This window comes from Mycetocola sp. (assembly GCF_046716805.1).
In the GTDB taxonomy this organism is placed as follows: domain Bacteria; phylum Actinomycetota; class Actinomycetes; order Actinomycetales; family Microbacteriaceae; genus Mycetocola_A.
Window position 1 is genome coordinate 1 of sequence record NZ_JBKJWH010000038.1, and the last position, 24261, is coordinate 24261.

Sequence of the window (24261 nt, forward strand, 5' to 3'; positions counted from 1 at the left end):
GCAGCACCCCGAGCCCCCAGTCGTCGACGCCGCAGTTGTTGCTGACGATCGACAGGCCGTCGCTGCCTTTCTCGAGCAGCGCTTCGATCAGGGTCATCGGGTTGCCGCACAATCCGAAACCGCCGACGGCGATCGAGGATCCGCTGGCGATGTCCGCCACCGCCTCAGCTGCGCTTGCCACTGTCTTGTCCATTGTCACTGTTGCACCTCCGTTGCTGCGTGTGCCGCCGAAATACGGCTCTGTTGTGCCAGGATCACCGCGCGAACGGTGTCTGCACCCTTCTCGCCCATGAGAATTGTGTAGTGGTTGACATCGTCGACAGCTGTGACGTGAAGCCCTGGCAGCAGCGAGGACCAGTTCGTGACGGCCTCTCGCGAGTACAAACCTACCGGCTCATCCATCAGGCCTCGTGGGGCCACGAGAAACGGAATCCGTCCGCCCCAGGCGTTGATGTCGGCGATCCAGGAGTCATCGCCGGCGAGCCAGAGCGAATCCTGAAGCATGGCCTCGGCTTTGGTGGCCGGGCGAAGCTCGGGTTCCTCGCCGTCGAGGTCGTAATCGACGTAGGCATCCATCGCCGTCGTCCAGTCCTCGGTGAATGCCGGATGCCGCCGCCAGAACTCGAGGTACGCCGCACGGCTCGGGAACGTCATTGACAACCGCTCGGCCGCTGGGCCGAGAACGGCGAGTGCCTCCTCCGGCGAGCTGGCACTGGTCTCGAGCGGCAGCCCACCGTCGATGAGGACGACTCCCCCGACTCGGGCTGGGTACCTTCGGACGGTCTGCATCGCCACGAACGCTCCCATGGAATGACCGGCGAGTAGCGGGCGGCGCAGATCGAACGAATCGAGGAGCGCGGCAACGTCCTCGGCATGACGGTCCATCCCGTACGGCCCGGGAAGACAATTGCTTCGGCCCCTGCCGCGAAGGTCAGGGGCGATCACGCGCACCCCCGGCATCCGTTCAGCGACTGTTCGCCAGGCCACATGGCTCGACGTGATGCCGTGCAGGGCGACGACAGCGGTACCCGGGGCGTCCGGGTTCCAGATACCGACGGTGAGCTCCCCGCCGTTCACGGCGACGGTGCTCGTCACGTATTCGGTCATGAGGTGCTCCCCTTGCGGCCGGTGCTGTTGTCGCGCACCCCGAGTCCGCCTTCGATGAAAGTCATCATCTGCTCGAACACGTCGTCGGGCACGACGCTGGTTCCGGACGAGTACGGGTCTCCGGCCTCGCCCGCGTCGGTGTCGGAGTTGCCCCACAGCACCCAGCGCATGCCGATCATCTCGCCGATTCCCATCAGCGCCCAGGCCGCGACCGTCGGGTCGATGGCACCGATCTCTCCTGAGCCCCTGGCCTCCCGGAGCCCCTGGATGTAGCCGTCGACGATGCGCGTGTAGTGCAGCCGCAGCGCTCCGGGCGACACGAATTCGGCCTGGCGAACGATGCGGTAGAGCGCCGGGTGCTCGGCCGTGAATGTGAAAAAGGCCCGGAAACCCGCGCGCTCGGACTCCGCCCGGTTCGGCGCCCGGACAGCAGCCGAGGTCATGGCGTGTCTCACCCTCCGGTTGAGGTCCTCGACCACTTCGTTGAAGACCTCGAGTTTCGAGTCGAAGTACAGGTAGAAGGTGCCCTGCCCGACGCCGGCCTCGTCGGTGATCCGCACGATCGAGGCCTCCGGATAGCCGACCTCGGCGAAGACGCGCTCGGCGGCCTCGACGAGTTTCGCCCGGGTTCGGGTACCCCTGGCGGTGCGGGGAAGAGTGCTCATGCGGGTTCTCGATTCGATGGAGCGTGCGACAGGTAGTCGGCGAGGAGGGAGCGGCGGAGGATTTTGTCGGCGGCGGATCGCGGGATGCTGTCGACGAATCGGATGCCGTGGGGCAGCTTGAACCGTGCGATCCGTTCGCGCAGCCACGCGGTGAGATCCTCCGCATCCGTGGCAACACCGCGGCGGGCGACGATGAACGCCACCCCGACTTCACCCCACCTCGCGTTCGGGACGCCGATGACGGCGGCGTCCGCCACAGCCGGGTGGCCGAACAGCACGCTCTCGATCTCGGCTGGCGCGATCGATTCGCCGCCGGAGATGTAGATGTCCTTGATCCGGTCGATCACCCGGTAGTAGCCGTCGCTGTCCCGCTCAACGAGGTCACCGGTGTGCAGCCAGCCGGAACGCAGCGCAGAAGCGCTCTCCTCCGGCTGCTCGAAATAGCCGGAGAACACGCTCGGACCGCGAACGAGGAGTTCGCCGGTCGCCGCTCCCGAGAACTGCTCACCGGTCACCGGGTCGGCCACGGCCACCTCGACGTGTGGGTACGGTTTGCCGGCGAGGCCGACCTTGGTCCTGGCGTCCTCGTCCGGGAGACAGAGAACGTTCGGTGACGCCTCGGTGAGACCGTACCCCTGGGTGAGCGCGACGCCGCGCGCATGCCAGGTGCGAAGCAGCGGCTCAGGCATGGACGCGCCGCCGACGATGGCATGTCGGAGGGTGCTGAGATCGGTGGCCGCGAAATCGGGGTGCTCAGCCAGAAAGAGGTAGTTCGCCGGCACGCCCATCATGGTGGTGATTTTACGATCGGGGATGAGCTGGAGGACCCGGCCGGCGTCGAAAGTGCGCTCGAGGACGACGGTCGCACCCACCCACCAGGCGAGCAACGGCTGAATGTTCCAGCCGCCGACGTGATACTGCGGCATGACGGCGAGCACGACGTCGGCGCTCGTCAGCTCTGCCGTTCGCGAGAGTGCGAGATTCGTCCAGAAACAGTTCGCATGGCTGAGGATCGCGCCCTTCGGGGTACCGAGCGTGCCCGCTGTGAAGATGAGCAGCAGCGGGTCGTCGTCGCGGACGGGACGCGATTCCCGCATCCCCTCCCGCCGGATCGGCGGGACGTGCGACTCGATGCCGCCGACGCCGAGTGTGCTGCGTGGCGGGCCGTCGACGAGGAGCTCGCACGCGGCATCCGCCAGCGAGGTGAACTCATCTTCTACCAGGAGCAAAGCCGGGCGGGAGGCGGCAAGGTGGCTGGCGAGCTCGGCTGGCGAGAGCCGCCACGATAAGGGCACGAGGACGACTCCTGCCTTCGCACACGCGAAGAACAACGCGACCTGGTCACTCGAATTTCCGGTGATCGTGGCGATGCGGTCACCGATCCCGAAGCCGGCCGTGCCGAGGGCTTCGGCGAGCGCCGTTGCCCGCGCGTCGAGCGCCCGGTAGCTGAGTTGCACGCCGCGGTCGTCGACCGCGATCCGGTCCGGCGTCGCCACCGCGCGGTCGCTCGTCCAACGCCCGAGGGTGTGCAGGGAATCCGAGCTCATCGCAGTTCCTCCATCGGCAGGGCGGTCGCCGTGCGGTTCCGCCGGGAGGCGATCCTTCCAGCGGCGCCTGTGATGCCGCCGGGCATGAACAGAACGACCAGGATGAACAGAGTACCGAGCAGGAAGAGCGGTTCCGAGAGCGGGATCCGGAACACGTCCGGCAGGCCGGTGATCCAGTCCGAGCTCGCCAGCGCTGTGAGCCTCTGGTCGAGCAGTGTGTAGACGACCCCGCCGATCACCGCGCCCCAGCGTGAGCCGACACCGCCGAGCACGACGATGACAAGGATGGTGAGGGTGAAGTCGCTCGACGCTGCCCTCGTGGTCACCCCCGACTGCAGTAGCAGATAGGCCATGCCGATGACCACGGCAAGGGTGGAGGCGAGGACGAACGTGATCAGGCGCACCGCGTACGGGCGGACGCCGAGAACGCGCACACGCAACTCGTTCTCCCGTGTGGCGAGGGCCACGTGGCCGGCCTGCGACTTCTCGAACCACATGACGAGCACGAAGACGAGGATGAGAACCCCGAGGCTCAGCCAGTACAGGTTTCGGGTGTTGAGCACTCCGACGAGCATGTCGGGGATGTGGGTGGTGGTCAGCGAGAGTCCTTCGTCGCCGCCTGTGATGTTCGAATTGCGGCGGATCCACACCGACCCCGCCTGGGCGAAGGCGAGGGTGACCATCGCGAAGGTGATTCCGGTCACGCGGAGGCTGATCGCTCCGAGAATGTTGGCGAGGATGATTCCCACGGCAAGCACGAGCACGAGTGCCGGGAGCAACTCCAGTTCGAATCGCTTGAGGACGATCCCGAGCCCGTAGGCGCCGGCGGCGAAGAACAACGCATGCCCGAACGACAGCATCCCTGCCACGCCGAAGAGCAGGTGATACGACAACGCGAGGCCAGACATGAGCATCGCGAGGGCGAGGAGCTGCAGGGTGCCGGGCGTATACGTGGGGCCGGGGAAGATGCCCGGGATAGAGAGGTTCAAAAGCGGCAGGATCGCCATGACCACGATCAGCGCTCCGCCGATCCACCAGCCGCGGGTGTCCCGGGAGAACACCCGGGTTCGGATGCCGTTCATGCCTTGACTCCCATCAGTCCGCGCGGTCGCACAAGCAGCACCACTGCGAGGAGGAGAACGACGACGAAGTCGCCGGTGCCATCGAAGTAGAAGTTCGCGAACTGTTGCAGCACCGCAACGAGAACGCTCGCGATGGCTGCGCCGGTCAGCGAACCGAGGCCGCCGATCACCGTGACGATGAACGCGAAGATGAGCAGCGACCCACCGAGGTGGGGTGACACGTAACCGGTGTAGTGCGAGGCGAGGACGCCGCCGAGCCCCGCTGCCGCTCCGCCGATGGCGAAGACGAGCGTGAACGCACGGCGCACGTCGATGCCGAGTGCGGTGACCATCGACCGGTTCTCGACCCCGGCTCGGATGATGAGTCCGTACCTCGTGTACCGGAGGAAGAGGACGATGCCGACGAGCACGAGTGCAGCGCAGAGGATGAGAATGAACCGGTTGTTCGGGATGTTGGCGCCGAGGACCTTGGTGGTCCCGTCGAGCCAGGCCGGCCCGTTCACATAGATCTGGTCGGTCCCCCAGATGCCCTCGAACAGAGCTACGGTGGCGAGCGCGAGCCCGACGGTGACGAGCACCTGTTCGATGTGCCGGTCGTACAAACGGCGGATGAGGAAGAACTCGGTGGCGGCCGCGAAAACAGCGCCGACGACAGCACCGACGAGGAGAGAGGTAATCAGAGTGAACCAGGAGCCGTCGCCCATCCTCCGCGCGAGCTCCCAGCCGACGAACGCGCCGAGGGTGAGGAACGAGCCGTGGGCGAAGTTCAGAACTCCCATGAGCCCGTAGATCAGGGAGAGCCCGCTGGCGACGAGGAAATAGAGGGCGCCGAGACCGAGACCGGTGATGAGCAGCAGGACGATGGTGCTCATGCGGCCTCTCCCGTCTCGCCGGACACGCCGAGGTAACGGCGGGTGAGATCGGGGTCGTCGAGCAGTGCGGCGCAGTCGCCGGTGTACACGACCCGGCCGCCGGCGAGGACGATCGCGTTTGTCGCAAGGCGGCGGACCACCTGAAGGTTCTGTTCGACGAGGAGCATCGGCACGATTTCGGCGGCGGTTGCGAGCGCCTGGGTGACTTCCCCGACGATTTTCGGGGCGAGGCCCTTGGTCGGCTCGTCGACGAGGAGCAGCCGGTTGGTGTTCAGGAGGGCACGGGCGAGCGACACCATCTGTTGCTGGCCTCCCGAGAGGGTGCCCGCCTGCTGGCCGGCCCGCGCCACCAGGTCGGGGAAGAGATCGGCGACCAGCTCCCGACGGGGTTCCGAGTCGCGTTCGGCGAGCCGCAGGTTTTCAGCCACGGTGAGCTTCGCGAAAACCTCGCGGTCTTCGGGCACGTAACCGACGCCGCGCTGCACGATCCGGTGGGTCGGCAGGGTTCCGATCTCATCACCGTCGAGGAGAACGGAGCCCGTCCGTGAGATCAGTCCAAGGATTCCCCGGATGGAGCTCGTCTTCCCGACTCCGTTACGGCCGAGGAGTGCGGTGACGCCCGTGGACGGAACCGCGAAGGTGACGTTTTCGGTCACCTGCTGCCCGCCGATCGATGCGGTGAGGTTGGACACCTCGAGGATGTTTCCTCTCACAGTGGGTCTCCCAGGTAGGCCGACTGGACGTCGGCATTGGCCATCACGTCGCTGGGGCTGCCGATGGCTAGGACTTGCCCGTGGTGCATGACCGCGACACGGTCGACGAGTCCGAGGACGACATCCATGTGGTGTTCGACCATGAGCACGGTCCTGCCCTGGTCGCGGTGGAGCGACCGGATCAGGGCGACGAGCCCGGGTACATCGCCCGAAGCGACCCCAGCCATCGGTTCGTCGAGCAGGAGGACCGCGGGGTCCTGGGCGAGCAGCATCGCGATCTCCAGCTTTCTCTTGTCACCGTGGGAGAGGCCGGATGCGTTCTGCTCGGCCAGGTGCGAGAGGCCGACGTCCTCGAGGCGGGCGGCTGCCACCGTGTTGGCGGCATCCGTCGACCGAGGGAACCGAATCACCGACAGGGCGTTTCCGCCTTTCACCTGCGCGGCGAGGCGGACGTTCTCGCGGACGCTCAACCCGGGAAACAGGCTCGACGTCTGGAAGGTTCGGCCGAGGCCGGATCGTGCTCGAGTGGAGATCGGTGCGGCACTGACGTCCGTTCCCTCCAGGTGCACGCTGCCGCCCGTCGGCCGCAGAACACCGGAGATCAGGTTGAACAGTGTGGTCTTCCCTGCACCGTTGGGGCCGATGACTCCGAGCAGCTCCCCCTGGGGAACGGAGAAGGACACATCGTTGATGATGTGCGCTCCTCCGATCCGAAGGTCGAGTTGCTTTACCTCGAGCACGATCCGGTCGGCCACGGACTACTCGACCACCGGTGGGGCGACGGTTTCGGCGTCGACCTCTTCGATCAGTTCCGGCACCCAGGCTCCGTCCTTCGAAACGAGCTTCACCTGGTACATCGGCTGGATCATGGCGTGGTCCTCTGCGCGGACCGTGATCTCACCCTTGGGACCATCGAAGGTGAATCCCTCGAGGGCGTCGACCATTTTCTCGACGTCGTCGCCGCCGGTCTTGACCGCCTCGGCGATCATGAGTGCAGCATTGAAGCCGTCAGGCGAGAACAGGTCTGCCTTCTGGTCGTTCGCCTCGAGGTAGTCGACCATCGCCGTGTTCACATCGTTCTCCGGGATGCCGGCGAAGTAGTGGTTGAGGAAGCTGATCTTGTCACTCGCGGCGCCGTACGCCTCGTGAGTTGCCGTGTCGCCGAGCCCGGTGACAACGGGTGCTGCATCGAACACGCCCTGCTGTTCGAGGGCCTGCCACATCGCCCCGCTTGTCGCACCGGCCCAGGCGACGAACACGAGGTCGGGTGCTTCATCGAGGATCCGCTGGGCGAACGGGGTGAATTCGGTCGCGTCCTCGGGGACGAGGACGCTGGAGACGGTTGCACCCTTTGCACCGAGTACCGCCTCGACGCCTGCCAGGTTGCCCTGGCCGAATGCGGTGTCCTGGCCGAAGACGAGGACCTTCTTGCCTTCGGGGTCGCCGATGAACGTGCCTGCCGTTGCGACGTCCTGGTAGGTCTGGCGGCCGGAGCGGAAGGTGTAGTCGTTGATGCCGGTGACTCCGTCAACGGCGGCGGCCCCCGAGATGTAGAGAACCTTGTTCTGCTGCGCCTGTTCGGCGAGCGCCAGCGCAATGCCGGAGGCGACGGTGCCTGCGATGATTTTCGTACCGGAGCCGATGGCATCCTTCGCGAGGCTCACTGCCTTGTCCGCGTCGCCGGCGTCGTCGGCGTATTCGATGGTGATCTCGCGGCCGTCGATCTCTCCTGAGCCTTCGGTGACGTAGTCAAGACCGGCCTCGAGGCCGCCTTTGTACGCAGCACCGTATGCCGCAAGGGGCCCGGTCTCGGAGTAGATGATGGAGACGTTGACCGGCTCTTTGCTGTCTTCTTCGGTCGTGCCGCCGTCACTCGTTGCGCCTGCTGTGGGCGCGCAACCGACGAGCATGAGTGCCGCGGTCGCGAGAAGTGCCGGTGCAAGATACTTCTTTGGTTCTCGCATGGGGTGCCTTTCCTGCTTGGCCATAGGTTTGCTTCATTGCAACCTGACAAGTGGTTCAGGTTTCAGTTACAGTAGAACGCCGCGCGAATCCGTGTCAAGCTAGAACGAGGATTCCGCGCGGCGAAGCGCGGCGATACAACGACGAAGGAGTCTTTCGATGAGTCCGAACGATGTGGTCATCCTGGCCGGAGCGCGCACCCCGCAAGGTCGCCTGCTCGGCCAGCTCGCGAGTTTCAGTGCCGTCGAGCTCGGAGCGGTGGCCGTGCGGGCAGCGCTCGAACGAGCGGGCGTGGACGCGTCCGATGTTGACACGGTGATCTTTGGCCAGGTGTTGCAGGCGGGTGCGGGGCAGAACCCGGCCCGGCAGACGTCGCGCGCGGCGGGGATCGGATGGGACGTGCCGGCAGTCACCGTCAACAAGGTGTGCCTGTCTGGAATCGCCGCCGTCACGGACGCAGCCCGCCTCATTCGCGCTGGGGAGGCATCCGTCGTCGTCGCCGGCGGGCAGGAGTCCATGACGAACGCACCGCACGTACTGCCGTCGGCCCGCAAGGGCTACAAGTACGGCGAGGTCACCATGGTCGACACCGCGGCTTTCGACGGACTGACGGATGCCTTCGACGGCGACTCGATGGGCCTGTCGACCGAACGCCACAACGGCCCGCTCGGCATCGACCGGCCCGAGCAGGACAGGATCGCGCTCGGCTCGCACCAGCGGGCGGCAGAAGCCCAGTCCTCCGGCGTTTTCGACGACGAGATCACTCCGGTCAGCGTGCCGTCGCGACGCGGCGAACCGACCTTGCTGACAAGTGACGAAGGGGTGCGCGGAGACTCCACGATCGAATCGCTCGGCGCCCTGCGGCCGGCCTTCGACAAAGAGGGCACGATCACCGCGGGCAATTCGTCGCCGCTCAGCGACGGCGCCTGCGCGCTCATTCTCGCCGACCGGTCATGGGCCGAGGAACGCGGTCTCCCCTGGCTGGCTGTCGTCGGAGCATCCGGCTCCGTCGCCGGTCCGGACAACTCGCTGCACTCGCAGCCGTCGCGGGCGATCGCGGATGCCCTCGCCAAGGCGGGCTGGACTGCATCCGACCTCGACCTGATCGAGATCAATGAGGCTTTCGCCGCCGTGAGCGTGCAGTCGATGCGTGATCTGGATCTCGACGGCGAGAAGGTCAACATTCACGGCGGAGCGATCGCGCTCGGTCACCCGATCGGAGCGTCGGGGGCGCGTCTGGTGCTCCACGCCGCGCTCGAGCTCTCGCGCCGTGGTTCGGGCAAGGCAGCCGCTGCGCTGTGCGGCGGCGGCGGGCAGGGCGACGCGTTGCTGCTCTCGCGCTGACGGGAGCAGCGTCGGGTGACCGCGGACCGGGTGGTGGTTCGCGGTTCATCTGGCACGGATGCCGGTTAGCCGCGCCCGAAACCCTCATGTGCGCCACATGAGCGCTCGGGCACGTGGCACTCCGCTTCATCCGGAAGCGGCTCAACGACAACGCCGCCCGGGCCGCCGACATGGCGACGACCCGAGCGGCGAGTGCGGAATTGCTAGTTGTAGAGCATCCCGCCGTCGACCAGCAGTACCTGGCCGGTGACGTAGTCGGAGTCAGGGCCGGCGAAGAACGAGACGACCTTGGCGACGTCCTCAGGAGTCTCGATGCGGCCGAGCGCGATGCCGTCGACGTTCTCCTTGAGGTTCTGGCCGAGCGGCTTGCCGTTGATCTTGCTGAGCTCAGCGTCGATCTTCTCCCACATGCCCGTGCCGACGATGCCGGGGGCGTACGCGTTCACGGTGATGCCCTTCGGCGCGAGCTCCTGCGCGGCGGCCTGGGTGAACCCGCGCACCGCGAACTTGGATGCGGAATAGGCGCTCAGGATCGGGAAACCCTGGATGGCGGCGATCGACGCTGCGGAAATGATCTTGCCGCCGTGGCCGAGTTCTTCGAACTTCGCCGCGGCAGCCTGGATGCCCCAGACAACGCTGTTCACGTTGATCTGGAAGATCTGGTTGAGTTCGTCTTCAGTGATGTCCAGCAGCGGTCTGATCTGGGCGATGCCGGCGTTGTTGACGATGACATCGAATCCACCGAGCTTCTCGGCGGCCGCGTCGACGGCGGCAACGACATCCTCGCGCTTCGATACGTCAGCGGTCACGAAGATCGCCTTGCGGCCGAGTGCTTCGATCTCGGCAACGACTCCTTGCGCCTTCTCCTCCTGGAAGCCGAGGTCTGCGACGGCAACGTCGAAGCCGTCCTGGGCGAGCCGAAGTGCGATTCCCCGGCCAATGCCCTGTCCTGCACCGGTAACGAGTGCGACCTTGTTTTCGACGGTCATGATTTCTCCCTACTCTCTGGCGGGTCTCTGCTCGTGGCAGACGCCGCCGGTTGTTCCGGAGCCGCTGAATGCGCCCCTCACACTGAGTGCAACGCACCTCGACTGCTTCTATTCCATTCATATGGATACAAGCTTGGTCGACCGTTACTCTCCCATCGCAGCCGCGCCCAGCCGCTCGGCGAGGAATCGGTAGGCCAGCGCGGACATCCGGGCCGCCTGCGCGTTGGTGGCTGCTCCCCCGTGACCGCCCTCAATGTTTTCGTAATAGGTGACGTCGGAGCCGGCCTCGAGCAGCAGCGCGGCCATCTTTCGAGCGTGCCCCGGGTGAACGCGATCGTCGCGAGTGGAGGTCGTGAACAGCACCGGCGGGTAACGGCGCTCAGGGTCGACCTGGTGGTATGGCGAGAACTGTTTAAGGAACGCCCACTGTTCGGGGTCATCCGGGTTGCCGTACTCCGCCATCCAGGACGCACCGGCGAGCAGCCGCGAATAGCGGCGCATGTCGAGCAGCGGCACCTGGCAGACGACCGCTCCGAACAGCTCGGGGTAGCGGGTGAGCATGTTCCCGGTGAGCAGGCCCCCGTTCGAACCGCCCTGGATTCCCAGGTGCTCGGGCGTCGTGATGCCACGGGTGACCAGGTCCCCGGCCACGGCGGCGAAGTCCTCGAAAGCGCGGTGGCGGTTCTCCTTGAGCGCCGCCTGGTGCCAGGTGGGGCCGTACTCTCCCCCGCCGCGGATGTTCGCGACGGCGTATGCACCGCCCTGCTCGAGCCAGGCGCGGCCCAGCGTGCCCGAGTATCCGGGCGTGAGGGAGATTTCGAAACCGCCGTAGCCGTAGAGGAGCGTCGGAGTCGGTCCCCCTGCCGCGGCATCCGTTCGGCGGACGAGTAAATACGGCACCCGGGTGCCGTCGTGGGAGATCGCGAAGTGCTGCTCGATTCCGAGTCCTGCCGTGTCGAAGAACGAGGGCTGCGACTTCAGCACGACAGGCAGGGCTCCGCCCTGGCCGACCGTCGCGATCGACAGGGTTGTCGGGGTGAGGTAGTCGGTGGACACCACCCAGACGAGGTCGTTCTCATCCGGGTCGACGGCCGAAACCTGGACGGTGGCGAACTCGGGGGCGCCGGGGAACTCGGTTCGTCGCCACGCGGCATCCGTCGGGGTGAGCACCCGGATGCGGCTCTTCACGTCGTCGAGGACAGTGAGCACGAGGTGGTCGCGGGTCCAGGCTGCGCCCGCAAGAGAGGTCGTCGGTGTCGGTTCGAAGACGAGCTCGAAGGACCGGTCGCCGGCCAGGAAACCGTCGAAGTCTGCTGCTAGCAGCGAACCGGCACGGTAGGTGACGCCGTCGGGAGTCCAGTCGTCGCGCAACTCGATGAGCAGCCATTGGCGCGAGAACCCGATCTCAGCCGAGTCGGGGGCATCGATGCGTTGCGGCTCGCCGTTCACGAGGACAAACACCTCCGACGTGTAGAAGGTGGGCGCCCGCCAGTAGAAGTCGCGGATGTAACCCGGGGTGTGGCTTCGGAACGCCCTCACCGACACATCGGTGAGGTCGCCTTCGAAGACCACCTCGGACGCCTCGATCGGTGTTCCCCTGCGCCAGCGGCGGGCGATCCGCGGGTAGCCGGATGACGTCAGTGACCCGTCACCGAGTTCGGAGCAGAGGTAGACCGTGTCGTCGTCGATCCAGCCGAGGCCGCCCTTGGCCTCCGGGCGGTAGAAGCCGCCGTCCTCCTCGGCAACGAAACGGAGGGTTTCGAGGTCGAACTCGCGCGTCACATCCGCGTCGGACCCGCCATGCGACAGGTCGATCAGCGCCTTGCGGTACCCGGGGCGAAGAACGCTGGCACCGTGCCAGACCCAGTCCTCCCCCTCGGCTTCGTTGAGGGCATCGATGTCGAGGACGGTCTGCCAGGCTGGCTGCGGCTTGCGGTATTCGGCGAGGGTCGTGCGGCGCCAGAGGCCACGCTGATGTGCCGCGTCCGTCCAGAAGTTGTAGTAGTACTCGCCGATCTTCTGCACCAGCGGGAGCTTGGCGTCCGAATCGAGTACCTCGCGGATGGCTCTCTCGGTGCCGGTGAAAGCCTCGGTGGCTGCGAGGCTGCCGAGGGTCTCCGCGTTGCGCGCGCGGACCCAGTCCAGCGCCGGGTCGCTGTCGATGTCTTCGAGCCAGAGGTAGGGGTCATGTTCGTCGACGGTCATGGGTTCAGCCTAGAAGGCCGTCGGCCCGGCGGCCTTCCTGGCGGGGCTGTTCCGCTGGTGGATCCAGGGTCTACCCTTCCGAGTGTGACAGCGCAGCCAGACGAGTATCGCGAAGCTCTCGATCGAGCCCGGAACCACGCGTTCCAGTGGTTGGAGTCGCTCGCAACCCGACCGGTCGCACCACAGCAGAACGCCGACGAGGTCGCGGCGCACTTTCGGGTGCCGCTGCAGGAGAGCGCCGTCGATCCTGCGGAAGTCATCGATGAACTCGCCGCATTCGCCGAACCCGGATTGATGGGGATGCCGTCCGGCCGGTTCTTCGGCTGGGTGATCGGCGGCACACTCCCTGCCGCCCTAGCGTCGGATTGGCTCGTCAGCGCGTGGGATCAGAACACCGGCATCCGCTACGCGACGCCTGCCACCGCGGCGATCGAGGAGGCTGCAGAAGACTGGCTGCTCGATCTGCTGGGCTTCGATGCGACCTCGGGCGTCGGGTTCACCACCGGGGCGACCATGGCGAACTTCGTGGGGCTCGCTGCCGGGCGGAAGAAGGTGCTGGACGACGTCGGCTGGGATGTGCAATCGGACGGCCTGTCTGGCTCCCCACGGATCACCGTGCTGGCCGGTGCGGAAAGTCATGCGTCCATCGACATGGCGCTGCGCTACCTCGGGCTCGGACTCCCCGTACCGGTCGCCGCCGACCACCAGGGCCGGATTCGGGTCGATGCGCTGGCGGAGGCCCTCGACGCCGCGTCCGGGCCGATTATTCTGTGCCTCCAGGCCGGGAACCTCCACTCGGGCTCATTCGACCCGTTTCGGGAGGCGATCGAGCTGGCGCACGCTCGGGGCGCCTGGGTGCACGTCGACGGGGCGTTCGGGCTGTGGGCGGCCGCCAGCCCGGCCTGGGCGTCGGCCGTCGACGGGCTTCAGCTGGCCGATTCGTGGGCGACCGACGCTCACAAGACGCTCAACGTGCCCTACGACTGCGGCGTCGCGATCGTCTCCGACCGTGCCCTCTTGAGGTCGGCGTTCGGGGTGCACACCGACTACCTCATCCACGATGCGCAGGGTGACCCGTTCGAACGCGTACCGGAATTCTCGCGCCGGGCACGCGGCATCCCCGTCTGGGCGGCGTTGCGCTCACTCGGTCGCCAGGGCACGATCGCCCTGGTGGATGGCCTCGCGAGGAACGCTCGGGACCTCGCGCACGGTTTGGGTGCGCTGCCGGGTGTCGAAGTCCTCAACGAGGTGGTGTTCACGCAGGTCTGCCTCAGTTTCGGCACAGACGAACGAACCCGCACTGTGACCCGGGCGCTCATCGCCGACGGCGCGGTGTGGATGTCGGGTTCTCGGTGGCAGGGCCGAGAGGTTCTCCGCATCTCGGTCAGCAACTGGTCGACGGATGCCACGGACGTCGCCGCGTCGATCGACGCTGTACGCCGGGCGATGGCCGCTGCCGACTGAACGGGCGAAATTGGGGACTTCTGCTGTTGCCGTGCACTGGTCAATAATCGAGGCCACGGATCGACACATCCCCGCCGAAAGACGAAGGAGACCACAATGCCTACCCGACTCAACCCGTACCTCAACTTCGAAGGTAACGCCCGCGAGGCGATGACGTTCTACCGCGACGTCTTCGGTGGCGAACTCGCCCTCAGCACGTTCGGCGAATTCCAGATGGCCGAGGATTCCGCTCAGGCCGACAACATCATGCACGGTGAGCTGACCACCCCCAATGGTTTGAGCCTCATGGGCGCCGACGTGATGGAGGGCATGGACTACCGGCAGGGAACGAATTACTCGATCTCGCTCAGCGGTGACGACGAGTCGGAGCTTCGGGGCTACTGGGACGGACTCGCCGAAGGCGCGACCATTGTGGAGCCCCTCGTTGCCGCACCATGGGGCGACACGTTCGGGATCCTGCTCGACCGTTACGGGGTCTCCTGGTTGGTGAACATCGCCGGCGACAGCAGCTGACACCCTTCCGGAATGACACGGCGGTGGTTAACCTGATCCCATGTGCCGAAACATTCACACCCTCCACAACTTTGAGCCGGCCGCAACCGACGATGAAGTGCACGCAGCCGCCCTGCAGTACGTCCGCAAGGTCAGCGGGGCGACAAAACCGTCGAAGGCAAACACCGAGGTGTTCGATCACGCGGTCGCGGAGATCGCCCACATCACCAGGCACCTGATCGAGGACCTCGTGACGACGGCGCCTCCGAAAGACCGCGAAGTCGAAGCCGAGAAGGCTCGCGCGCGTTCGCTGAGCCGGTTCGCTCGCGCGTAGCCCGTCGGAGAGCTCCGCCCGGCGCGCCCGGCGTCGTCGATGTGCCCTGGGCGAATCGCTGTGCCTCAGCGATCCGCGCCTGCCGTTCACCGATGCGTTCGGCGAGGGCGATCACATCCGTCGTCAACGCAATCCTCACCACTGCCAGTCCAGGCCGGGAATCGATCCCAGGGTCACGGCAGCGACCCAGCCGATCGCCACGGATGCGGCGACCGGGCCGGCTACTCCCCGCGGAGGAGGCGATCAGCCGAAGAGGTTAACCGGCTTGACGATGTCGGCGAAGATCAGGAGGGCGCTCATGCCGCCGAGCACGATCACGACGAGGAATGTCACAGGCATGAGTTTCGCGGCGTCCACCGGGCCCGGGTCACGACGGTGAAACAGTTTCGCGAAGCCGCGCCGGATCGACTCCCACAGCGCCGCAGCGACATGGCCGCCGTCGAGCGGCAACAGCGGTACGAGGTTGAAGACGAAAAGGGCGACGTTGAGCGAGCCGACAATGCCGAGCATCGTCTGAACCTTGCTTGCGATGGGCACCTCTTCGAGGCTTGCCACCTCGCCCGCGATCCGGCCGACGCCGACCACGCTGATCGGCCCGTTGGGGTCGCGCTCACCCGGACCGAAAGCGGCGTTGGCGACGTCGACGAGGCGGTCGGGCAGGTTGAGGATCATGTTGGCAACCTGGCCGATGTTGTCGCCGACAGCAGGCAGAACGGCGGTCGGTGGCTCAGGCACGAGTTCGGTCTGGGACGCGATGCCTACGAAACCGACCTCCTCCGTTACCGGGTCGCCCGAGGCATCCGTCACCTGCTGCCCGTCCGCGTGAATCGCGTACCGCTCGGTGAGCAGCGGGGTGAGGACCACCGGGAGCTCGGCGCCGTCCCGTGAGACGACGACGTCGAGGTCGGTGCCCGGTGAGGTGCGGATGATCTCGGTCGCCTCGGCCCACGAGTCGATGGGCGAGCCCTCGATGGAGAGGATGGTGTCGCCGGGCTGGAGGCCTGCAGCCGCTCCGGGAGCGAGCGGGTCGCCCTCCTCACAGCTGGTCTTCTCGCTCCCCGCCGGCAGCACACACTCGCTCACCGAAGCGAGCGTCGGAGTGGACTGCGGGGTGCCGAAGCCCATCAGCACGATCCCGACGAGCACGATCGCAAGAAGCAGGTTCATGGTCGGGCCGCCGAGCATGATGATGATGCGTTTCCAGACCGGAAGCGAGTAGAAAGTCCGGTGCTCCTCACCATCGCCGACCGTTTCGGAGCTGGCTGAGCGGGCGTCCTGCACGAGGGTCTGGAAGAATCCGGTGCTCGAGCTGCGGGTGGCGCCGTCCTTGCCCGGTGGGTACATGCCGATCATCGAGATGTAGCCGCCGAGCGGGATCGCCTTGATGCCGTACTCGGTGTCGCCACGCTTGGTCGACCAGAGCGTTTTGCCGAACCCGATCATGTACTGGGTGACCTTGACGCCGAACAGTTTCGCTGGGACGAGGTGCCCGATTTCGTGCAGGCCGATCGAGACGGCAATGCCGATCAGAATGATCAGCACGCCGAGGATGTACAGCAAGACGGATTCCACCCCCAGAGAGTAGCGTTCCGTGCTGTATGTATGCTGGTGGCGCGCTGTAAGGGATGCTCCGATCCGCCTGTGAGAACATGGGCTGTGCGACCCTCCCAGCCCTCCCCCACGACCCTCGACGCCTTCGCCGCCCGGTTCCGCCTGGCGCTGCATGACGGCGTCCCGCCGGTGATCCTGACGGGCATCACGATGGACAGCCGGGCCGTCCAGCCCGGGGATCTCTACGTCGGCGTTCCCGGGGCACGATTCCACGGGGCGACGTTCTCCGCTGAGGCCGTCGAACGCGGGGCTGTCGCGATCCTCACGGACGCCGCCGGCCTGATCGACGCGACGACATCCGGTGTCCCTGTGCTCGTCACCGTCGAGTCCCCCCGTGTCCTGGTGGGCGAGATGGCAGCGTGGCTCTACCGAACGGACCGCGACGCGCCACAGCTGTTCGGTATGACGGGGACCAACGGGAAGACGTCGACGGCGCATTTCCTCGACTCCGTTCTTCGGCAGCTGGGCCGGTCGACTGGCCTGAGCTCCAGCGCCGAGCGCCGGATCGGCTCGGAGGTCGTCGCCAGTTCGATGACGACGCCGGAGTCCCCTGAACTTCATGCCCTGATCGCCCGGATGCGTGAGGCCGGTGTGGATGCAGCGATCGTCGAGGTCAGCGCCCACGCTCTGACGAGGCACCGGGTCGACGGGCTCGTCTTCGACGTTGCCGCGTTCACGAACCTGAGCCAGGACCACCTCGACGACTACGCCGGCATGGAGGAGTACTTCGCGGCGAAGCTCGAACTCTTCACGCCGGCGCACGCCAGGCGCGGAGTCGTCTCCCTCGACACCCCCGCCGGTTCCGCGGTCGTCGAGCGTGCAGGCATCCCGGTGACCACCATCACCTCGATCGACGGGGCGACGGCCGACTGGACGGTGACCATCGACGACGAGAAGCCGTCGTACACGGCGTTCACGCTTGGGCACCGAGAGCACGGATCACTCTCCACGCGTGTGCCGGTGATCGGCAGGCACATGGCCGCGAACGGCGGCCTCGCTGTCGCCATGCTCGTGGAATCAGGTGTCCCGCTCGCCGACATCGGCGCTGTGCTCGGGCGCGACGGGGGCATCACAGCGTCCCTGCCCGGCCGCGCCGTCCAGGTGCCGGTGCCTGGCGGTCCCGCCGTCTACGTGGATTCCGGACATACAGCACAGGCTTTCGCCAAAACGCTCGAGGCCGTCCGTCACCTCACCACCGGGCGCGTCATCATGGTCGCCGGCGCCAACGGCGACCGGGACCAGTCCAAACGCCCCGAGATGGGACGCGAGGCAGCGCTCGGGAGCGACCTGCTCATCGTCACCGATCACCAGCCGCGATCCGAAGACCCGGCCCTCATCCGCGAGGCTGTGCTTGCCGGAGCGCGCGCCGCGAAACCAGCCGGAGACATCCGTGAGGTCGCTGCGCCCGAGGAGGCGATCCGCGTCGCCGTGCGCGAGGCGACCGCAGCTGACACGATCCTCTGGGCGGGACTCGCCGAGAAGGACTACCGCGAAGTCGCCGGGGTCAAAGTGCCCTTCTCGGTGCTCGACGAGACGCGGGCCGCCCTTGCTGAGGCCGGCTGGGTCTGAGCCGCGCCGACCGCCGGCGAATACACCCAGTTCGGACCGATACACCCGGCGCACCGCATGAACCGGTCCGGAACGCGTGAACAGACGGCGCTGGAGCGGCTAGCGCAGGTCCGCAATCGCCCGATCGGCCGCGCTGCGGGCCCACGATTCGGCCTCGGCGAGGGTGTCGAGGGTGAGTTCTCCTTCGGGGCGGTGGGCGTCGACCACGCGGGAGATCGTGTCGACGATGTCGAGAAACCTGATCGCGCCGGCGTGGAACGCTGCAACGAGCTGCTCGTTCGACGCGTTGAACACCGCTGGGTAGGTGCCACCGGCACGGCCGACCGTCTTCGCCAGCTCGACTGCAGGGAACGCCACATCGTCGAGCGGCTCGAAGGTCCAGTTCTGGGCGCGGGTCCAGTCCAGCGGTTTGCCGACGCCGGCGACGCGGGCAGGCCAGTCGAGGCCGAGCGAGATCGGCAGCCGCATGTCAGGCGGTGACGCCTGAGCGATTGTCGACCCGTCGACGTACTCGACCATCGAGTGCACAATCGACTGTGGATGCACGACGACGTCGATCCGCTCGTACGGCACGTCGAACAGCAGGTGGGCTTCGATGACCTCGAGTCCCTTGTTGACGAGCGTCGCCGAGTTGGTGGTGACGACGAGTCCCATGTCCCAGGTCGGATGCGCGAGCGCCTCGGCCGGCGTCACCGTCGTGAGGTCGTCCCTGCTCCTCCCCCGGAACGGGCCACCGGATGCCGTCAGCACGAGTCGACGGACCTCCTGCTTCGTCCCCGACCGGAGCGCCTGCGCGATCGCCGAGTGTTCGGAGTCGACCGGCACGATCTGTCCGGGTTTCGCCATCCGGCTGACGAGGTCGCCGCCGACGATGAGGGATTCCTTGTTGGCGAGGGCGAGGGTGCGGCCGGTCTCCAGCGCCGCGAGTGTCGGGCCGAGGCCCACGGACCCGGTGATGCCGTTGAGGATCACATCGGCGTCGACGGAACGCACCAGTCGTTCGGCGTCATCAGCCCCGAGCGCGGTGTCGTCGACGTGGAACTCGTCTGCCTGGGCCTGCAACAGCTCACGGTTGCCGTTCGCCGAGAGCCCCACGACCTCGAAGCGTCGAGGGTTGGCCCGGATGACGTCCAGGGCCTGAGTCCCGATCGAGCCGGTTGATCCGAGAAGTATGACGCGTCGCACAAGGGCCAGCCTAGCCAATCGGTTATCGTGAGCGCGGAGAGTCACCACCGCGGCCACCGGTTCGCGCCGGCATTTCTCCGCATCGCTCAGGAAGGCCCCTCCAGCGTGTCGCTGAAGGGGCCTTGCCAGATTGCGGGTGGTTACGGGAGGTCGGCGGAGCGCTCACCTTGGAGCCCGAGCCCGAGTTCCACGTCTGCTCCGACCTCTGCTTCGACCTCGGCTTCAACTCCGGACTCAACCTCGACCTCTGCCTCGGTGCGGGTGTCCGCCTCAACGGCTGCGCGGGTCTTGGCATCGGCCACGCCCTGCTCTGCCGCCGTCCGGGCCTGTTCTGCAGCCGTCCTGGCCTGCTCAACAGTCTCCTGCTGCTTCACGACGACGGAGTCCCGTGCCTGCTCGGCCTGTTCGCGCGCTTGTTCCTGCTTCTCGACGGCAGTGTCAACGGCGCCATCAACCCGCTTGGTTGCGTCGTCGCGCACATCTTCCACGCGAGGTTCACCGCCCGGAATCGTGTCAGCGCGATCGAATGGTGTCACAGCGGTCACCATCCCGTCGAACGCTTCCTGCACAGCGCTCGGGAGCACGTCGGCTGTCCCGGCTCCGGCAACACCGACGGCAGCGGCCGTCGCTCCGATGCTGATTTTCGCGGCGAGGCCCAGGCTCGCAATCCATCCAACGATCATCTTTATTCTCCTTACCGGCGGCAACGACCGCTGAGCAGCGATCGTTCCCGCATTTACTGGAGAGATCCGTGACAGTCGAGGGCTGTCAAGGAGGGCAACCAACTCGGCCGATGGCTCCGGTGGCGACCCCAAGGAGGCAAAACGGTATCCGTCCACGGCAGCGGCCAGGGACACAAGGTCCGGCCGCTGCTCAGGTGCCTGTCCGCGGAAAACGGCAAGAGCGTCTTCGTCGGATATCGATTGTTTCCTCATCTCACACCTTGCTATCGTTCGAGCGGCCGAAAAGGGTACGGCCTGGAGAGACTTTCTTTCGGAGCGCGTCGAGGCCGCGTCGCTGGAGGGCTTTGACCGCTCCCGGCCTCTTGCCCAGGACGCTCGCGATCTGTTCAATTGTGAGGTCTGCGAGGATCCGCAATTCGAGCACTTCCCGCTGCGCTGTTGGCAGTCCGTCGAGCAGCGCACGGGCCTGTTCGTTTCCCAATCGCTCGATGGCCTCGTCTTCGGCGCTGGCGGTGACGCGCGAATCGGTCTCTTCTGTCCACTCGGAAGGGGTTCCCCGCACTGACCTCTGACGGAACTCGTCGACGAGTCGCCGGTGGGCGATGGTGAAGACGAACGAGCGAAACTCGCTCTCTTCGCCCGAGAAATCCGGTAGTCGCGCGAACACGGTGAGGAACACCTCACTGGTCAGGTCGTCGGGTTCACTGGACCCGCGTGCTCGCAGATATCCGGCGACGGGAGGCGAGAAGGTGTTCCAAAGAGCCCGGTTCGCCCAGGGCTCTCCGCTTTGCGCAGCCGCCAGCACACCGGAAAAAGACGGCGCTCGGATGCCGAACTCGGAACCGCTCACGGGTACGCCCGTCAGCGGCTGGTGGAGAGCACGTCGACGACGAAGACGAGCGTGTCCGTGCCTTCGATCCCGGCGCTGGGCTGGCCGGCTTCTCCATAGCCCTGCGACGGCGGAAGCACCGCGAGGACCTGTGAGCCGACGGCCGCACCGACGAGCGCAGCGGAGAACCCGGGCACGACGCCGGTCGTCGGGAAGGTGGCTGCGCCCTTGCCCCAGCTCTGGTCGAAGACCTCGCCGGTGCGCCAGTTCACTCCCTGGTACTGGACGGTGACGCTGTCGCCTTCCTGGACGACCTCACCTGTGCCCTGCTTCAGCGTCGCGAGCTGGAGCTCGGCCGGCGGATCCGTCTCGGGGATCGTGACGGTCGGGACGCCATCGGCGTCGAGCTCGACAACCGGCATGCCATCCACCGGCGGCTGCTCGGTGCCTGTTGCGGTCGCAGGGACGATGCTGACGGCATCCGCGACGATGACCAGGGGGTCGCCGGGGGCGACGGCGCCGTCCGGGGATCCCGTGTCGCCGAATCCGTCAGCAGCCGGCACGACGCTCACGACGCGGGATCCTTCGTTCACGCACTCCAGGGTGCGAACCAGTCCCGGGATGAACTTGGTGTCATTGACTTCGATCGCACCCCAGCCGCCACCGGAATACGCGGTCTGGGACACCATGGCCCCGCTGGTCCCGTTGTAGATCGAGACGTCGAAGTTGACGATGTCACCGGGCTGCACCTCGTTGCCTGTGCCCTCGATCACGACGTCGCGCTGAGTGGATTCCACGCTCACCGGCGCCGGGAAGTCGACGACAGGGGCCACACCGAAGTCGCCGGTCACGTTGACCGAGTCGACAGCCGACCCTCCCGGTGTGTCTTCGCAGCTCAGCGCAGCCGGTTCCGTTGTCGCTGACGGGGCCGAGGCCGATTCCGGCGACGCGCACCCCGTGAGGACGAGGGCGGATGCCGCAGCAGCTGCGACGAGAACGGGAAGGGAAGTGCGCACAGGGAATCGCTTTCACAAAAGGGGTGTGGGAACCGCCAGTCTGCCGCACCAACCCTGTCGTTGGCTGCAAAGCCCCTCAACCCGACCCGGCGGATGCCGCGGGCGCAGCCCTATACGCAATGAGGAATACATCAGGAACTACGCTCTTCCTTTGTGTTCAACACGGAATCCGGCGTCGCCGACGACAGCTCGACCACCGCACCAGGGCTGATCTATCACCTGGGCCGTGCCGTGTTGATGCCCATCGTCCGGCTGGTGTATCGACCGCGCATCCTCGGCCGATCCAACGTTCCGAAATCCGGGCGAGTCATCCTGGCCAGCAACCACCTCTCGTTCATCGACAGCATCGCCATTCCCGTCGTCGCCCCGCGGCGCGTGCAGTTCCTCGCCAAGTCCAGCTACTTCGACGGAACCGGTCCGAGAGGCTGGGTCTCACGCACCTTCTTCACCTCGATCGGCGCCGTCGCGGTGGAACGGGGTGCGGGGGCGGCGGCGACCGAGGCCCTCGACGCCGGCAGAAAGATCCTCGAGAACGAGAGCGCGTTCGCGATCTACCCCGAGGGCACGCGCTCCCTCGACGGCCGCCTGTACAAAGGCCGCACCGGCGTCGCCTGGCTCGCACTCTCCACAGGCTCCCCCGTCATCCCCGTCGGTTTGATCGGCACCGACGAACTCATGCCGGTGGGCAGCACCGTGCCGAAGCTCAAACGGGTGACCGTGATCTTCGGTGAGCCGTTGGATCTCAGCTCCCACGGCCCGGCAACGAGCGGCAAGGCCAGGCGCCATGCCACCGATGAAATCATGGCCGCAATCCACGCCCTCACCGGGCAGGAGCGGGCGGATGCCTACAACGAAACCCCGCCTGCCCACGCCATGGAGAAGCTGAAGCGCGCGGTTCTCCGCCGCGAGCGCGTCTGACCGACTCCGTCACGCCTCAGGCGATGACGATCTCCGGCTCATGCCGGACCGGGAAGTTCACCGAGTTCGCGATGAAGCAGAGTTCGTTGGCGCGCGCGTGTGCCGCACGCGCGGCATCCGCCATCGATGCGTCGGCGACCGTCACCCGGGGACGGAGGACCACTTCGGTGAACGCGCCGCTTCCCTTGCCGTCCTCGACCATCGTGCCGTGCGCGTCGTCCTCGTACGCGGTGACGACGACTCCGACGGTTACGGCCACGTGCAGGTAGGACAGCAGGTGGCACTGGGCGAGGGCGGCCAGGAGCAGTTCCTCGGGGTTCCACCTGGCAGGGTCGCCGCGGAACGGCTTGTCAGCGGATCCTTCGAGCGGATGCTTCCCCGCCGCTGACACGACGAGCTCACGACTGTAGTCGCGGTAACCGCTCGTGCCCGTGCCGCGGTTGCCGTGCCATTTCAGGCCGACGGTGTACTCATGGTTGCCCAACATGGCCCCAGTCTGTCACGCCCGGCCGGGGTGATGAGGGCTACCCTTGACCGGTGACTACTGCACCCGACCTCGTTGAAACCTTCTCATCGGCGAGCGCCGCCGAACTCGCCATCGTCACCCGGAGCGGCTTTGTCGAGTCACGCCACTCCGGCTCAGCCATCGTGCTCAACCAGCACGCCGATGTGATCCGTACCCTCGGAGACCCCGCAGCTCCCGTTCTCGGCCGTTCCTCCCTCAAACCGTTTCAGGCGATCGCCGTCATGAACGCCGGCGTCGGGCTCCGAGGCGCAGCTGCCGTGCTCGCCGCTGCGAGCCACGCGGGAACCCAGCGTCACATCTCGGTTGTGCGCAGCATCCTCGCTCAGGCCGGCCTCACCGAAATTGCCCTGCAGTGCCCGGCGGACTGGCCCATCGACGACGCCGCCCGCATGGAGCTCGTGCGCGACAACAGTACGGCGTCTCCGATCTACATGAACTGCTCCGGAAAGCACGCGGCCATGCTCCTCGCCTGTGTGACCAACGGCTGGCCGATCGAGACGTACCTCGAGAACGATCACCCGATGCAGATGCAGGTCCGGGATGTTCTCGAAAGGTTCACGGGGGAACGACCGGCGCTCACCGGGATCGACGGGTGCGGTGCTCCCGTCCACGCACTCTCGCTCGCCGGTCTCGCCCGCGGGATCGGTCGCATTCGCACGTCGTCACCCACCTCGCCGTTCGCCATTTACCGCAACGCGGGAATCCTGTGCGCCGCTGTTCTCGAGAACGGATGGGCGCTTGACGGCGCAGGCCGCGCCAACACGATCGTCATCGACCGTCTGGGTGTGTTCGCGAAGCTCGGCGCGGAGGGCGTCATGGCAATGGCCGCGCCTGACGGCACGACCGTTGCGCTCAAGATGCTCGACGGGAGCCTGCGCGCGGCAACTCTCGTCGGCCTGACTCTGCTCGCGGATGCCGGCGCGGTCGATCGCGCCGCCGTCGACGCTGTGCTCCCTGACCTCAAGCTGTCGATCATGGGCGGCGATCGCGCCGTCGGAGAGATCCGCGTATCTCCTCTGCTCGAACAGGCGTGACCTCGCTAGGCTGGCCTCGGGCAGCCATGCCCGCCTGACAGTGCCGTCGGACCTCTCATCGGGGTGCACGGCATTTCCCTCGTGCGCCGCTCCCACCCGGATCGGCCAGGACAA

24 protein-coding genes are annotated in these 24261 nt (G+C 66.6%); 7 read left to right on the forward strand and 17 right to left on the reverse strand.

Annotated features, from left to right (window positions below; all coding sequences use genetic code 11):
* The 9 genes from ACLQ62_RS03020 to ACLQ62_RS03060 all read right to left on the reverse strand — a co-directional run.
* A partial coding sequence (locus ACLQ62_RS03020; RefSeq protein ID WP_411720184.1) for a CoA-transferase occupies positions 1 to 193 on the reverse strand: 193 nt, incomplete at its 3' end.
* A gap of 2 nt (positions 194 to 195) precedes the next feature.
* The gene (locus ACLQ62_RS03025) at positions 196 to 1107 is read right to left on the reverse strand and encodes an alpha/beta hydrolase (RefSeq protein WP_411720185.1); all 912 of its coding nucleotides are present in this window, start codon (positions 1105 to 1107) and stop codon (positions 196 to 198) included.
* Entirely contained in the window at positions 1104 to 1772 is a 669-nt protein-coding gene (locus tag ACLQ62_RS03030; RefSeq protein WP_411720186.1) for a TetR/AcrR family transcriptional regulator, read from the reverse strand. Before ACLQ62_RS03030 ends, ACLQ62_RS03025 begins: the two co-directional genes overlap by 4 nt.
* Positions 1769 to 3319, reverse strand: coding sequence for a class I adenylate-forming enzyme family protein (locus ACLQ62_RS03035; protein ID WP_411720187.1), 1551 nt, complete (start codon positions 3317 to 3319; stop codon positions 1769 to 1771). The genes ACLQ62_RS03030 and ACLQ62_RS03035 overlap by 4 nt, the downstream gene beginning before the upstream one ends.
* The gene (locus ACLQ62_RS03040; protein WP_411720188.1) at positions 3316 to 4401 is read right to left on the reverse strand and encodes a branched-chain amino acid ABC transporter permease; all 1086 of its coding nucleotides are present in this window, start codon (positions 4399 to 4401) and stop codon (positions 3316 to 3318) included. The genes ACLQ62_RS03035 and ACLQ62_RS03040 overlap by 4 nt, the downstream gene beginning before the upstream one ends.
* Positions 4398 to 5273 (reverse strand): branched-chain amino acid ABC transporter permease, encoded by an 876-nt coding sequence (locus tag ACLQ62_RS03045; protein WP_411720189.1) that lies wholly within the window; start codon positions 5271 to 5273, stop codon positions 4398 to 4400. Before ACLQ62_RS03045 ends, ACLQ62_RS03040 begins: the two co-directional genes overlap by 4 nt.
* Positions 5270 to 5986, reverse strand: coding sequence for an ABC transporter ATP-binding protein (locus ACLQ62_RS03050; RefSeq protein WP_411720190.1), 717 nt, complete (start codon positions 5984 to 5986; stop codon positions 5270 to 5272). Before ACLQ62_RS03050 ends, ACLQ62_RS03045 begins: the two co-directional genes overlap by 4 nt.
* Positions 5983 to 6741 carry an ABC transporter ATP-binding protein gene (locus tag ACLQ62_RS03055; RefSeq protein WP_411720191.1) on the reverse strand — a complete coding sequence of 253 codons (759 nt, stop codon included), beginning with the start codon at positions 6739 to 6741 and terminating at the stop codon, positions 5983 to 5985. The genes ACLQ62_RS03050 and ACLQ62_RS03055 overlap by 4 nt, the downstream gene beginning before the upstream one ends.
* A 3-nt stretch (positions 6742 to 6744) precedes the next feature.
* Positions 6745 to 7950, reverse strand: a complete 1206-nt coding sequence (locus ACLQ62_RS03060; RefSeq protein WP_411720192.1) for a substrate-binding domain-containing protein — start codon at positions 7948 to 7950, stop codon at positions 6745 to 6747.
* A 157-nt stretch (positions 7951 to 8107) separates the two neighbouring features.
* Here ACLQ62_RS03060 and ACLQ62_RS03065 point away from each other — a divergent pair, with 157 nt between their 5' ends.
* A complete protein-coding gene (locus ACLQ62_RS03065) occupies positions 8108 to 9292 on the forward strand; it encodes an acetyl-CoA C-acetyltransferase (RefSeq protein WP_411720193.1) in 1185 nt (394 codons plus the stop codon).
* A 203-nt stretch (positions 9293 to 9495) separates the two neighbouring features.
* Here ACLQ62_RS03065 and ACLQ62_RS03070 read toward each other — a convergent pair whose 3' ends face one another.
* Together ACLQ62_RS03070 and ACLQ62_RS03075 are read right to left on the reverse strand one after the other, a co-directional pair.
* Positions 9496 to 10281: an acetoin reductase gene (locus ACLQ62_RS03070; RefSeq protein ID WP_411720194.1), complete on the reverse strand. Its 786-nt coding sequence runs from the start codon at positions 10279 to 10281 to the stop codon at positions 9496 to 9498.
* Positions 10282 to 10425: 144 nt separating this feature from the next.
* Positions 10426 to 12486 (reverse strand): prolyl oligopeptidase family serine peptidase, encoded by a 2061-nt coding sequence (locus tag ACLQ62_RS03075; protein ID WP_411720195.1) that lies wholly within the window; start codon positions 12484 to 12486, stop codon positions 10426 to 10428.
* Between the two features lie 84 nt (positions 12487 to 12570).
* Here ACLQ62_RS03075 and ACLQ62_RS03080 point away from each other — a divergent pair, with 84 nt between their 5' ends.
* The 3 genes from ACLQ62_RS03080 (at position 12571) to ACLQ62_RS03090 (ending at position 14776) form a co-directional block, all read left to right on the forward strand.
* On the forward strand, positions 12571 to 13950 hold the full coding sequence (locus tag ACLQ62_RS03080) for a pyridoxal phosphate-dependent decarboxylase family protein (RefSeq protein WP_411720196.1): 1380 nt from the start codon (positions 12571 to 12573) through the stop codon (positions 13948 to 13950).
* A 96-nt stretch (positions 13951 to 14046) separates the two neighbouring features.
* Positions 14047 to 14463, forward strand: coding sequence for a VOC family protein (locus ACLQ62_RS03085; protein ID WP_411720197.1), 417 nt, complete (start codon positions 14047 to 14049; stop codon positions 14461 to 14463).
* A 40-nt stretch (positions 14464 to 14503) separates the two neighbouring features.
* Positions 14504 to 14776: a DUF2277 domain-containing protein gene (locus tag ACLQ62_RS03090; RefSeq protein ID WP_411720198.1), complete on the forward strand. Its 273-nt coding sequence runs from the start codon at positions 14504 to 14506 to the stop codon at positions 14774 to 14776.
* Between the two features lie 243 nt (positions 14777 to 15019).
* Here ACLQ62_RS03090 and ACLQ62_RS03095 read toward each other — a convergent pair whose 3' ends face one another.
* Positions 15020 to 16348 carry a M50 family metallopeptidase gene (locus tag ACLQ62_RS03095; RefSeq protein ID WP_411720199.1) on the reverse strand — a complete coding sequence of 443 codons (1329 nt, stop codon included), beginning with the start codon at positions 16346 to 16348 and terminating at the stop codon, positions 15020 to 15022.
* 84 nt (positions 16349 to 16432) lie between these two features.
* On the opposite strand from ACLQ62_RS03095, the gene ACLQ62_RS03100 reads away from it, so the two are divergent.
* Positions 16433 to 17956 carry a Mur ligase family protein gene (locus ACLQ62_RS03100; protein WP_411720200.1) on the forward strand — a complete coding sequence of 508 codons (1524 nt, stop codon included), beginning with the start codon at positions 16433 to 16435 and terminating at the stop codon, positions 17954 to 17956.
* A gap of 99 nt (positions 17957 to 18055) precedes the next feature.
* Here the strand turns inward: ACLQ62_RS03100 and dxr are convergent, their stop codons facing one another.
* From dxr to ACLQ62_RS03120, 4 genes are all read right to left on the reverse strand, one after another.
* Positions 18056 to 19141, reverse strand: coding sequence for a 1-deoxy-D-xylulose-5-phosphate reductoisomerase (dxr, locus tag ACLQ62_RS03105; RefSeq protein ID WP_411720201.1), 1086 nt, complete (start codon positions 19139 to 19141; stop codon positions 18056 to 18058).
* 140 nt (positions 19142 to 19281) lie between these two features.
* Positions 19282 to 19824 (reverse strand): hypothetical protein, encoded by a 543-nt coding sequence (locus tag ACLQ62_RS03110; protein ID WP_411720202.1) that lies wholly within the window; start codon positions 19822 to 19824, stop codon positions 19282 to 19284.
* Positions 19825 to 20077: 253 nt separating this feature from the next.
* Positions 20078 to 20674, reverse strand: coding sequence for an RNA polymerase sigma factor (locus ACLQ62_RS03115; RefSeq protein WP_411720203.1), 597 nt, complete (start codon positions 20672 to 20674; stop codon positions 20078 to 20080).
* An 11-nt stretch (positions 20675 to 20685) separates the two neighbouring features.
* Entirely contained in the window at positions 20686 to 21669 is a 984-nt protein-coding gene (locus tag ACLQ62_RS03120) for an FKBP-type peptidyl-prolyl cis-trans isomerase (RefSeq protein WP_411720204.1), read from the reverse strand.
* Between the two features lie 237 nt (positions 21670 to 21906).
* On the opposite strand from ACLQ62_RS03120, the gene ACLQ62_RS03125 reads away from it, so the two are divergent.
* Positions 21907 to 22587, forward strand: a complete 681-nt coding sequence (locus tag ACLQ62_RS03125) for a lysophospholipid acyltransferase family protein (RefSeq protein ID WP_411720226.1) — start codon at positions 21907 to 21909, stop codon at positions 22585 to 22587.
* A 16-nt stretch (positions 22588 to 22603) separates the two neighbouring features.
* On the opposite strand, the gene ACLQ62_RS03130 is transcribed toward ACLQ62_RS03125, so the two are convergent.
* Positions 22604 to 23074: an OsmC family protein gene (locus ACLQ62_RS03130; RefSeq protein WP_411720205.1), complete on the reverse strand. Its 471-nt coding sequence runs from the start codon at positions 23072 to 23074 to the stop codon at positions 22604 to 22606.
* A 50-nt stretch (positions 23075 to 23124) separates the two neighbouring features.
* Here ACLQ62_RS03130 and ACLQ62_RS03135 point away from each other — a divergent pair, with 50 nt between their 5' ends.
* Positions 23125 to 24147: an asparaginase gene (locus ACLQ62_RS03135; RefSeq protein WP_411720206.1), complete on the forward strand. Its 1023-nt coding sequence runs from the start codon at positions 23125 to 23127 to the stop codon at positions 24145 to 24147.
* Positions 24148 to 24261: the final 114 nt, after the last annotated feature.

Coding starts and splice junctions, on each gene's coding strand:
- ACLQ62_RS03110 (WP_411720202.1), bottom strand. CDS start 19,824: ATGATCGTTGGATGGATTGCGAGCCTGGGCCTCGCCGCGAAAATCAGC.
- ACLQ62_RS03060 (WP_411720192.1), bottom strand. CDS start 7,950: ATGCGAGAACCAAAGAAGTATCTTGCACCGGCACTTCTCGCGACCGCG.
- ACLQ62_RS03065 (WP_411720193.1), top strand. CDS start 8,108: ATGAGTCCGAACGATGTGGTCATCCTGGCCGGAGCGCGCACCCCGCAA.
- ACLQ62_RS03090 (WP_411720198.1), top strand. CDS start 14,504: ATGTGCCGAAACATTCACACCCTCCACAACTTTGAGCCGGCCGCAACC.
- ACLQ62_RS03130 (WP_411720205.1), bottom strand. CDS start 23,074: ATGTTGGGCAACCATGAGTACACCGTCGGCCTGAAATGGCACGGCAAC.
- ACLQ62_RS03040 (WP_411720188.1), bottom strand. CDS start 4,401: ATGAACGGCATCCGAACCCGGGTGTTCTCCCGGGACACCCGCGGCTGG.
- ACLQ62_RS03045 (WP_411720189.1), bottom strand. CDS start 5,273: ATGAGCACCATCGTCCTGCTGCTCATCACCGGTCTCGGTCTCGGCGCC.
- ACLQ62_RS03025 (WP_411720185.1), bottom strand. CDS start 1,107: ATGACCGAATACGTGACGAGCACCGTCGCCGTGAACGGCGGGGAGCTC.
- ACLQ62_RS03035 (WP_411720187.1), bottom strand. CDS start 3,319: ATGAGCTCGGATTCCCTGCACACCCTCGGGCGTTGGACGAGCGACCGC.
- ACLQ62_RS03030 (WP_411720186.1), bottom strand. CDS start 1,772: ATGAGCACTCTTCCCCGCACCGCCAGGGGTACCCGAACCCGGGCGAAA.
- ACLQ62_RS03125 (WP_411720226.1), top strand. CDS start 21,907: ATGCCCATCGTCCGGCTGGTGTATCGACCGCGCATCCTCGGCCGATCC.
- ACLQ62_RS03070 (WP_411720194.1), bottom strand. CDS start 10,281: ATGACCGTCGAAAACAAGGTCGCACTCGTTACCGGTGCAGGACAGGGC.
- ACLQ62_RS03085 (WP_411720197.1), top strand. CDS start 14,047: ATGCCTACCCGACTCAACCCGTACCTCAACTTCGAAGGTAACGCCCGC.
- ACLQ62_RS03075 (WP_411720195.1), bottom strand. CDS start 12,486: ATGACCGTCGACGAACATGACCCCTACCTCTGGCTCGAAGACATCGAC.